Annotated in this window: 7 protein-coding genes; 6 read left to right on the top strand and 1 reads right to left on the bottom strand. The window is 40.5% G+C overall.

Translation table 11 applies throughout. The features are described from left to right. Nucleotides 1–203: 203 nt before the first annotated feature. Entirely contained in the window at nucleotides 204–4388 is a 4185-nt protein-coding gene (locus Q0R88_RS08690; protein WP_295715103.1) for a hybrid sensor histidine kinase/response regulator transcription factor, read from the top strand. Here the strand turns inward: Q0R88_RS08690 and Q0R88_RS08685 are convergent. Beyond that, on the bottom strand, nucleotides 4385–5362 hold the full coding sequence (locus tag Q0R88_RS08685; protein WP_295715101.1) for a formylglycine-generating enzyme family protein: 978 nt from the start codon (nucleotides 5360–5362) through the stop codon (nucleotides 4385–4387). The genes Q0R88_RS08690 and Q0R88_RS08685 overlap by 4 nt on opposite strands. A 579-nt stretch (nucleotides 5363–5941) precedes the next feature. Here Q0R88_RS08685 and dgoD point away from each other — a divergent pair. The 5 genes from dgoD (at nucleotide 5942) to Q0R88_RS08660 (ending at nucleotide 11016) form a co-directional block, all read left to right on the top strand. Next, a complete protein-coding gene (dgoD, locus tag Q0R88_RS08680) occupies nucleotides 5942–7090 on the top strand; it encodes a galactonate dehydratase (protein ID WP_295715099.1) in 1149 nt (382 codons plus the stop codon). Next, nucleotides 7084–8388 (top strand): MFS transporter, encoded by a 1305-nt coding sequence (locus tag Q0R88_RS08675; protein WP_295715098.1) that lies wholly within the window; start codon nucleotides 7084–7086, stop codon nucleotides 8386–8388. Before dgoD ends, Q0R88_RS08675 begins: the two co-directional genes overlap by 7 nt. Continuing rightward, nucleotides 8372–9349, top strand: coding sequence for a 2-dehydro-3-deoxygalactonokinase (locus Q0R88_RS08670; RefSeq protein ID WP_295715096.1), 978 nt, complete (start codon nucleotides 8372–8374; stop codon nucleotides 9347–9349). Before Q0R88_RS08675 ends, Q0R88_RS08670 begins: the two co-directional genes overlap by 17 nt. Continuing rightward, entirely contained in the window at nucleotides 9346–10002 is a 657-nt protein-coding gene (locus tag Q0R88_RS08665; RefSeq protein ID WP_295715094.1) for a bifunctional 4-hydroxy-2-oxoglutarate aldolase/2-dehydro-3-deoxy-phosphogluconate aldolase, read from the top strand. Before Q0R88_RS08670 ends, Q0R88_RS08665 begins: the two co-directional genes overlap by 4 nt. Nucleotides 10003–10194: 192 nt before the next feature. Next, on the top strand, nucleotides 10195–11016 hold the full coding sequence (locus Q0R88_RS08660) for an alpha/beta hydrolase (RefSeq protein WP_295715092.1): 822 nt from the start codon (nucleotides 10195–10197) through the stop codon (nucleotides 11014–11016). The last annotated feature ends 179 nt before the right edge of the window (nucleotides 11017–11195 follow it).

Raw genomic sequence — 11195 nt, 5'->3', positions numbered from 1 at the left:
ATGGGGCGCTTAAATTGGTGAACAAATGAAAGACTATTTACTATGATATGATTTGTGCTATTATTCATATATTTTGTTCAATCGGACATTTAGAATATAACCAGTCCTTCCGCAGTTTCAATCTATCCTTTTATGTATAACTTTATCTGCATATTAATTTGTTATAACCAATTACTACAATCATTTCACCACACCGGGAAATCATGCTGCTGAAGAATCATAGTCAAACACGCAGGTACCTGCGCCTGTTACCGCAATCAATTATATTCATACTGCTTATTACAACGGGATATGCCCATGCACAAACGCTGAACCTCAAATTCAAGCACATCAACATAGGCCAGGGGTTATCAAACAGCACCATTGAATCAATTTACCAGGATAGTAAAGGGTTTATCTGGTTTGGCACAAGGGATGGCTTAAATAAATATGATGGCTATCAGATTACTGTTTTCAGGAACGATCCTAATAATAAAAACAGCATAAGCGATAATTTTATTAAATGTATCAATGAAGATGCATCCCATAATTTGTGGATAGGTACCAGCGATGGACTAAACCGTTTTGACGCTTACAAAAATACTTTTACAAGGTATGGCCATAATCCTGTTAATAATCAAAGTCTTCCGGGTAATGGTATTAATTGTATTTATAAATCTAAAAGCGGGTTGCTTATTGTTGGCAGCAATGGCGGTGGTTTGAGCGTATTCGACGCCGAAAAAAATGAATTCAAACGTTTTGTGCCCAAAAATAACCAGCCGCTTGCAATTGATAATTTTGATGTAAACAGTGTTCTTGAAGACCGCAAAAATAATTTTTGGATAGCTACAGATAAAGGTGTGGGCTTGCTCGATAAAACAAAGGGAACAGTAAATACAAGTTTTAATCTTAATAACAACCGCGCTTTCGTGATAAGCGTCCCAACATTAAGGCTTCAGGAAGATCAGCAAGGTAATATCTGGTTGGGAACCATAAACAATGGTTTAGTGATGGTAAATCTGGTCAATCACGTTTTTAAACAATTTTTACATGACGACAAAAAAACATACAGCATCAGCACCAATTTAATCAGGAGCTTATTGGTTGATAATAAAGGAAACGTGTGGACTGGAGGAGTTAATGGCAGCCTTGACCTTTTGAACCCGTCGGGTAACACTTTTCTGCATGCGCAAAATGAACCGGGTAACTCTCTCAGCTTGTCACAAAAAACAGTCTCGTCATTGTTTCAGGATAATCAAAACAACCTGTGGATAGGTACACACCGGGGTGGTGTAAACTTTTATGCGCCACTTGCCGAAAAATTTAAGCTACTGCAGCAGGGCGCTACCGAAAATAGCCTGAGCTACAATGATGTAAAATCTTTTTACGAGGACAGTAAAGGAATTATATGGATAGGTACCGATGATGAAGGACTGAATCAATACGACGAACAAACAAATAACTTCAAACATTATAAATATAATGCTTTTGACTTAACCAGTATCAGCTCTGACGCGGTGTTAAACACCACCGAGGATAGGGACAAAAACCTTTGGATTAGTACCTGGGGCGGTGGCTTAAACCTGATGGACCGGAAAATGGGCACCTTTACCCATTTTGTAAATAAACCTTCTGACGCAAATTCTATAAGCTCGAACTATGTACAAACCACGCTGCAGGATAGCGAAGGGAATTTTTGGGTGGCGACATATTATGGGGGCCTAAACCTGTTTGATCCGAAGACTCATATTTTTAAGCGGCTCACCAATACCATAAACGACAAAAGCAGCTTATATGGAAATAACATTATCGCGTTAAATGAAGATAAAGAAAAGAATCTGTGGATAGGTACTGATGACGGCGGTCTGAATCGCTATAATCTTATAAAAAAAACATTTACGCACTATTTTATAAACGGGGATAAAACCCCTGATATAAGGGTAATATTTACTGACAGCAAAGGCCGGATATGGGTTGGGCAGGAAGGGTTGTACCTTTTTAACCCAACTACAAATAAGTTTAACATTTATACCAACAAGGGGGGCTTATCAAGCGAGTTTATAAAGGGGATTACAGAGGACAACTTTGGTTTTTTGTGGATCAGTACCTCAAACGGCCTCACTAAATTCAATCCCAATACAAGCGAGTTAAAGAAATATAATGTAGCCGATGGTTTACAGGGCCTTGAGTTTGAAGCCGGCGCATACATGAAAACTAAAAGTGGTGAAATGTATTTTGGCGGCATTAACGGCGTAAACCACTTTTATCCGAAGGACATCAGGGTGAATCACTTTGTGGCGCCGGTATATATCACCGGCTTACAGATCTTTAATAAAGACATACTGCCAGGTGACGAGAAATCGCCACTGAAAAGTGATATTAGTTTAACCCATGAAATCAAGCTGGATTACAAGCGGTCTACCTTATCATTTGACTTTGCCATATTAAGCTATACTGCTTCAGAGAATAACCATTATGCATATAAACTAAAAAACTTTGATCAGGATTGGCAATACACCTCCGAACGGAAAGCCAATTACACCAATTTGAGCCCGGGTAATTATACCTTCTATGTAAAGGCATCAAACAATGATGGGATATGGAATAATAAAAGTGCCTACATTGATATCAGTATTTCGCCTCCGTTTTGGTCAACATGGTGGTTCCGGTTAATTGTTTTGTTTTCAGGTATTACGGCCAGCTATTATTTACTGCGTTTCAAAAAGAACCTCGATTTGCAAAAAATAGAAGAAAACAAACGTGAGGAAATGCACAAAATCCAATTGCAGTTTTTCACAAACATCTCCCATGAATTTAGAACACCACTAAGTTTAATACTGGGTCCGCTCGAAAAAATAATGAGCGAAGATAAGAGCCAGGTTTTTCGCCTGTATTATGATACGATACACCGTAATGCGAATAGATTAGTTTTATTAATTAACGAGCTTCTCGATTTTAGGAAAGCAGAAAGCGGATCGTTAAAGTTGAAGGTAATGCCCGGTAATCTCGACCAGTTCATTTCTGAAGTGGTGGAAGATTTCAAGAGTCTTGCTTCAGAAAAACACATCGCATTGCACCTCACTACCCAGCGCAATCTTGGAGAGACATGGTTTGACAGGCAGATAATTGAAAAAATCATTATTAACCTGATCCATAACGCCTATAAATACACCAATATAGGCGGCGAAATAACCATTGAGCTTTATGCCAACCCGGATGGTTTTGAAACCGCGTATAAGCACTCCATGATGGTTAACAGTAATTACCGTGCAAAAAAATACATCTACATAAGGGTTTCAGACAATGGTATTGGCATCTCTAATGACTCGATCCATCATTTGTTTGAAAGGTATTATCGCATTACAGATGCGCACATGGGGTCGGGAGTGGGGCTTGCATTTGTAAAAACTCTTATCCTGATACACAAAGGAAGTATAATTGCCTATAGCGAGAAAAATAAAGGCACCGACTTTATCGTAAAAATACCCGTTGATAAAGCGGATTATGCAATTGAGGAAAGATGGATTAACAATGCTGATAATAGCGGGATACAATTGGAAAGTATCAGCACATTTCTGCACCAGAATTACAAAACAGCCGAAACCGAGCAGGTAGAAAGGCGGGAAAAGGGGCAGTTGAATAAGATACTTGTAGTTGATGATAATGATGAACTAAGAAATTTTCTTCATCATAGCTTAGATGAGTTTTACGAGGTAATAGAAGCTGTAAACGGTATAGATGGCCTGGAAAAGGTAAAAACTGAATTTCCCGACATGATCATAAGTGATTTGATGATGCCGGGAATGAATGGTATCGATTTTTGCGAGGAAATTAAATCACATCCGGAAACTTGCCAGATACCCTTTATTATCCTTTCTGCAAAAGATGCGCTTGAGTCTAAAATTGAAGGCGCGGAGTCTGGCGCCGATCTTTATTTTCCAAAACCTGTAAGCATAAACCTGTTGTTGCTTTCAATCCATAACATATTCAGACAGCAGAGCACACTCAAAAAAAGTCATATAAAGAACTATTTCATCGAGGCACATGAAGCCACGGATCAGCAAAGCGATAATAGTTTCCTTGATCAACTGGTTCAGGTAATAGAGTCGCAATTAGGCAACCCGGATCTGGATGTGGATCATCTATGCCGTGAAATGGGCATGAGTAAAACAAAGCTCTATAATAAAATAAAGAAGGTATCCGGCTTATCCATCGGTGAATTTGTCAGAACGTTTCGACTAAAAAAAGCGGCCTATATTATCTCGCACGAGGATATTTTGTTAACCGATGTTATGTATCGGGTAGGCATACAAACCCAATCCTATTTTACCAAAGCTTTCAAAAAGGAGTTCGGTAAAACGCCTTCGCAGTTTTTAAGCGAAATTAGAACCGGTAAAAAAATGAATTAAGATCTTTTTACTGACGATAGCACAATGCGAAAGCCACGCCATGCACTGTCTTCATTAGGCGGATTTGTGGCTCTGTTAGCACTTCGTTCATCATTACTGCCGCTGCCAAAGCTACCGCCCCGGTTTACACGGTATATCCCGGTTGCCGGGCCAATAGGATCCTTTACCTGCCCGCCGGGATATTGCCCATACCAGTCATAACACCATTCCCATAAATTGCCAAGCATATCATACAAGCCCCATTTATTCGGCAGCTTTGTGGCAACATTACGCGAGCCGGTAACAGGATTGCCAAACCCTTTGCCCTTATAATCTTTAAAACTATTACCGTCATACCAGGCTATATGATCAGTGGTACTGCCGTATGTTGCGCTGGTGGTGCCAGCCCTGCAGGCATATTCCCATTGGGCCTCTGTTGGCAATGTATATTCATAGCCTGCGGGTAGCCTGTGTGCAGCACGTTCCTGGCTGGTAAGCATTTTGCAAAACTGCATAGCTTCGTTCCAGTTTACAAAATACATGGGCAATTCATCGTTTTCATTAGCCAATACTTTATCGGGATCGTTTTTGTCAAAATGCATAAAATCCCTTATCAGCATCCTTTTCCCCATAAAATCATACATCGTTGTATCATTCAGTAATTTATTAACCTTATCCCGCACACTCATTCCTGTAACGGCCTTCCACTCTCCAACAGTAACTTCGGTATTGCCAATCCAATAGCCTTTGGTTAACGTTACTGTAGTTTGAGGGCTTTCATCTGGTTTTCGTCCAGCTTCAGTTTCCGGGCTGCCCATAAAAAATGTGCCCGCAGGGATCCAGCTCATCGGTAATATTGCCTTTTCATTCAAAGGTAATTGCCAGGCCTTACCGGCAATAGGACCTTGTGAATCCGTATTTTGCTGCGCCGAAAGGTTGCCGGGATATAAATATAACGTGGCAAAAAATAAAGAGATCAATAATAATGGTTTCATATCAATATTTAAGGTGACTGAAGGCGTTTTATCAAGGCCCAATTGCTGGTTAAATATAGAAAACACATTAGGCAAAAATTATCCCTTGAATTGCCGGTAAGTTTTCGGCCGGCGGGTATATCGTTCATTCAAAGCTTTAAATACAGGTATTTTATTATGGGATTATAAATTTTAACCTGAAGGTGTTTATTGAAAGTTTGTTTTAATAAATTACTGTTAATCAATTTATTGTAAATAGATTAACTTCTGGAAGCTAATTAAAATCGTATTTTTTATGCTGACGTTTAGTGAAAATAAGACATTAGAAATAAAAGCATCGATGCGCTTGTATTGGGCATTAAATAAAACCGATTGCATTAAAAATATGCACAATTGAACAATCGTTAAAAATCATTTTGGCTGTTATTTGCTTTGCGACCTGATTATAAACCACAGCAATCATTATATGGCGAGAGACGCCCAGGAAATGCTGGAAATATTCTTGAACAGGAAAATTATATCGATATTGACCCTTATATAAGCATTGCCAAAAGCGCAACCTACATTAAAAATAACTTACTCCGATAAATATCATTTGCAGTGAAAATAAAAAGCTTTGAATTATTCACAGTACCCCCACGCTGGCTATTTCTTAAAATAGAGACCGACGAAGGTATAACGGGCTGGGGCGAACCTGTTATTGAAGGTAAAGCAGCAACGGTTAAAACCGCTGTTGAAGAACTGATGAACTATATTATTGGTAAAGACCCCATGAATATAGAAGACCACTGGAATGTAATGTACAGAGGTGGTTTTTATAGAGGTGGTCCAATTTTAATGAGTGCTATCGCAGGCATTGATCAGGCGCTGTGGGATATTAAAGGGAAATATTACAATGCGCCGGTACATCAGTTGCTTGGGGGGAAAGCCAGGGATAAAATGAAAGTTTATTCCTGGATAGGAGGAGACAGACCTGCTGATGTGGGTAATGCAGCAAAAGAAATGGTTAAAGCCGGTTTTGGCGCGGTAAAAATGAATGCCACCGAAGAACTGCAATACGTGGACTCCTATGAAAAAATTGACCAAGCCATTAGCCGTATAGCAGCGGTACGCGAAGCTGTTGGTAACTATGTGGGCATCGGTATTGATTTTCATGGCCGTGTACATAAACCGATGGCCAAAATATTAGCTAAGGAGTTGGAAGTATTTCGCCCTATGTTTATTGAAGAGCCGGCCTTGCCCGAAAATAACGAGGTAATGCGCGAAATTGCCCGGCATACTGCTATCCCAATAGCCTGCGGCGAGCGGATGTTCTCTAAATGGCAGTTTAAAACCCTTTTAAAAGAGGGCTATGTAGATATTATCCAGCCAGATCTGTCACATGCCGGCGGGATAACTGAATGTAAAAAGATCATATCAATGGCCGAGGCCTTTGATGTGGCAGCCGCGCCGCATTGCCCGCTTGGCCCCATCGCGCTGGCTGCCTGTTTACAGGTTGATGCCACGTGTCACAATGCTTTTATACAGGAACAAAGCCTGGGCATACATTATAATAAGGGGAGTGATATCCTGGATTATATCACCAATAAAGATGTATTTAAATATGAAAACGGGTTTGTAAACATACCGGACGGCGCAGGTTTGGGCATCGAAATAAATGAAGACCATGTACGCAAAATGGCAGCTATTGGGCATAACTGGACTAACCCGCTCTGGCGCCATGAGGATGGGAGCGTAGCGGAATGGTAACTACGGTAAACAACAATAAATATAGCAGAACCAGATTCCGGGTATTGGCTTTTTTATTTGTAAACGTTATTATCAATTATATGGACCGCAGCAATATTTCGGTAGCGGCCACTGCAATCAGTGCCGACCTGAAATTAAGCACCATACAATTAGGGCTGATATTTTCGGCTTTTGGTTGGATGTACGTCGCTTTCCAAATTCCGGGTGGAATTATTATTGATCGGTTTAGCCCCCGCGTATTATATGCAATAACATTATGCAGTTGGTCTGTTGTAACGTTGTTGCAGGGTATTACCCGTGGATTTTATTCTTTATTGGGCCTCAGGATGGCCACAGGTATGTTCGAGGCGCCTTCATACCCCATAAATAACCGGGTTGTCAGCAACTGGTTTCCTGAAAACGAAAGGGCATCCGCAATAGCTGTTTATACCTCGGGACAATTCATCGGGCTCGCATTTTTAACTCCTCTTTTAGCAGTTATTCAAAGTTACTGGGGCTGGCGTGGCTTATTTATTAGTACCGGCGTAGTTGGCATAATCTGGAGCCTGGTTTGGTATAGCTTTTACCGGGACCCCGTAATAGATGAGGCACGACCTGTTACAAAAAATGATACCCCGGCGGTTAACCTTCCGTCAAAAAAAATCACCCGAAAGGAATTTAAGCAGGTACTAACCAATCGCAAATTATGGGGCATTTATTTAGGCCAGTTTGCGGTTACATCAACCTTATGGTTTTTTCTAACCTGGTTTCCAACTTACCTGGTTAAATATCGCGGCTTTGATTTTTTAAAATCAGGTTTTTTATCTTCAATACCGTTTTTTGCCGCATTTGCCGGGGTCATATTATCCGGTTTAATTTCCGATCGTTTAATAAAAAAAGGCATCTCATTCAATAAAGCACGCAAAACGCCAGTAATAATTGGTTTGCTGCTATCAACCTTTATTATTGGGGCAAACTATGTTAACAATACCACACTTGTAATTTTATTCATGACTATCGCCTTTTTTGGGAACGGCCTGGCATCTATAGCATGGGTGTTTGTATCCTTACTTGCACCCAAAAATCTTATCGGCCTTACGGGAGGTGTTTTTAATTTTATGGGCGGCTTATCGTCAATAATAGTTCCGCTGGTTATCGGTTATTTAGCTAAAGACGGTAGTTTTACATCTTCCATACTATTTATAGGAATATTAGCTTTTGCAGGTGTGCTATCATACCTGTTTTTAGTTGGTAATGTCAACAATCCCGATCAGGAGAATCCAAATTTAAAATTACTGCATAATGAAACAGTTTCTTAGCTGCGATTGGGGAACTTCTAGCTTTAGGCTGCGGCTGGTTGATGTGAACGGATATCAAATATTGGCCGAAGAAACAGATAACAACGGCATTGCAGCCACTTTTGCTTTGTGGAAACAAAGTGGGCAACCCGAAGAAGAACGACGTTCATTTTATCTGGATGTAATAAATAAATACATCAAAAAAATTGAAAGTAAAACAAGTAGGTCCCTAAGTGGTGTGCAACTCATCATTTCGGGGATGGCATCTTCGACGATAGGTTTTATTGACATTCCTTATAGCCAGCTGCCTGTTGGTACAGATGGTACGAATATTAAAACACAATCTATTTCTGCAGATGGGCATTTTGCGCATGATGTGATGGTTATTTCGGGTTTGCGGTCTGATGATGATGTAGTTAGGGGAGAGGAAACCCAGCTGATTGGTTGTATTGATCCATCGTATGGAAAAATCGATGATGAATTGTTCATTTTTCCAGGCACGCATTCAAAACATATTTTTGTATCGAAGGATCAAATAACTGGCATCAAGACCTATATGACCGGAGAATTTTTTGAACTGCTGTCGCAAAAAAGCATATTGAGGCTAAGCGTTGAAAATAACGATGAGCAAACAGATCCACAAACTTCGGGCAGCTTTAAGATGGGGGTGAATGATGCAATTGATGCCAACTTATTAAACGCTGCTTTTAAAGTAAGAACAAATAGCCTGCTGAATAAGCTATCAAACAGGGAGAACTATAATTACCTGAGCGGTTTATTGATAGCAACTGAACTAAAGGATTTAAAAACCTCCGGCATACAAAAAATAAACCTCCTTGGCGGCTCAAATTTGGGTGAGTATTACCGGTGCGCCCTGGAAGAATTGGGCCTTTCGTCAAAAATACGGATAGTTAATACCAGCTGGGCTGATGAAGCAGTTGTGCGCGGTCAACATAAAATTTATAAAACAACAATGCAATGAACAACAAATTTTCATGGGAGCTTTTTAACCGGATGCCCATTATCGGTATTATGAGGAATATTTCCAGGGAATATACAGAAAGCATCGGCCATGTTTATCAGCAGTCGGGCTTAACCTGCCTTGAAGTTACAATGAATTCTGCCGGTGCGGAAGAGATTATCGCGTCATTAGTTAATACATATGGTGATAAATTAAATATCGGCGCCGGAACGGTTTGTACTATTGACGATCTGGAAAAGGCTTTAAATGCGGGAGCTCAATTTATTGTTACGCCAATTGTAAATGAAGATGTCATAAGTACCTGTGCAGCTCAAAAAATACCTGTTTTTCCGGGGGCTTATACGCCTACTGAAATATATAAAGCCTGGAGCCTGGGTGCAACAATGGTAAAGGTTTTCCCGGCGACTACTTTAGGCACAGGATATATCCGGGAAGTATTAGGCCCGTTAAATCATATTAGCCTGGTGCCAACCGGCGGAATAAATCTTGAAAATTTTACCGGCTACCTGGCAGCAGGGGCAAAGGCTGTTGGAATAGGCAGCCACCTGTTCCCAAAAGATATCCTGGAAAGTGAAGACTGGGATAAACTGCAGGAAATTTATGTTTTATACAAGGAACGATATAAAGCATACGTCAATACTAAAGCGGTATAGGTTAGTAACTGATTTATTACATTGATAAATCAATAGCACCAAAATGATAATCAATAGCACAATAAAATAGGGTTTATTTACAGTTATTTAGCTTTGCAAATCATCAAAACCAATTTATAAAGTTAATGCCTTACTGTTATGAGATATAAAGTGCTATTGCAATCAATTGTTACATTTTTTTTATTCTGCGCTATGGTCGCAGTTACCGATGAGCCGAAAGAGATATTACTTTGGCCCAATGGCGCTCCGGGATCAGAGGGAAAAACGGCCCCTCAAAAAACGCGCGTAACCGACCAGGGCGATATCGTAATTTCAAGTGTGCATAAACCTTCTTTAACACCCTATTTGCCCGACGCTGGTAAAGCTACCGGAACTGCTATTATAGTTGCACCCGGCGGAGGTCACAGCGAGCTATGGATAAGTCACGAAGGCTATAGCCCGGCAAAATGGTTCAGGGATCATGGCATTGCTGCGTTTGTTTTAAAATACCGCCTGGCGCGCGATACCAATTCAACTTATACGGTTGATAAGGAAGAGGTGGCTGATATTCAACGTGCTATCAGATTAGTAAGAAGCCGGGCGAAAGAATGGGGAATAGATACCGCCAGAATAGGAGTTATGGGATTTTCTGCTGGCGGCGAACTTGCAGCATTAGCGGCAATGCGCTATACAACAAAAGATCAAAGCGCTAAAGATCCTATTGATCGTGAAAGCGATAAGCCTGATTTTCAGTGTTTAATTTATCCCGGCAATATTCACAGGCTTTCTGTAAGCCCGGCAGCTCCCCCTGTATTCATTGCCGGTGGTTATAAAGACAGGAAGGATATATCAGAAGGGGTAGCCCAACTGTATCTTAAATATAAAGAAGCCGGTGTACCCGCAGAGTTGCATATTTACTCAAGCGTGGGTCATGGCTTTGGCATCCGGGAAACAAATAAAGGTTCTTACACAGAGTGGCCCAGGCAAGTCAGGCTTTGGTTGGTGGACAATGGTTTTTTAAAGGGAAAAGAATAAATGAAAGTGCTGTGTCGGATATTCCGTGAGGACTGGAATTGTAGGCGATAACCCGTTTTTAATATTCTGTTGTTTCAAACCTAAAGATCCTCGGTCATCTGTGATCAACTTGAGCGATTGGTCGGTAATACTGCGCGAGTCGATATTGATACAAATTCATAGGTGTAAAATTTCCGACT

Origin of the sequence: Mucilaginibacter sp., assembly GCF_025362475.1 — a bacterium.
GTDB lineage: Bacteria > Bacteroidota > Bacteroidia > Sphingobacteriales > Sphingobacteriaceae > Mucilaginibacter.
The sequence above is the reverse complement of the archived record's forward strand: the minus strand, read 5'-3'. Positions and strand labels throughout refer to the sequence as shown.

Coding starts and splice junctions, on each gene's coding strand:
- Q0R88_RS08685 (WP_295715101.1), bottom strand. CDS start 5,362: ATGAAACCATTATTATTGATCTCTTTATTTTTTGCCACGTTATATTTA.
- Q0R88_RS08665 (WP_295715094.1), top strand. CDS start 9,346: ATGAACAACAAATTTTCATGGGAGCTTTTTAACCGGATGCCCATTATC.
- Q0R88_RS08690 (WP_295715103.1), top strand. CDS start 204: ATGCTGCTGAAGAATCATAGTCAAACACGCAGGTACCTGCGCCTGTTA.
- Q0R88_RS08670 (WP_295715096.1), top strand. CDS start 8,372: ATGAAACAGTTTCTTAGCTGCGATTGGGGAACTTCTAGCTTTAGGCTG.
- Q0R88_RS08660 (WP_295715092.1), top strand. CDS start 10,195: ATGGTCGCAGTTACCGATGAGCCGAAAGAGATATTACTTTGGCCCAAT.
- Q0R88_RS08675 (WP_295715098.1), top strand. CDS start 7,084: ATGGTAACTACGGTAAACAACAATAAATATAGCAGAACCAGATTCCGG.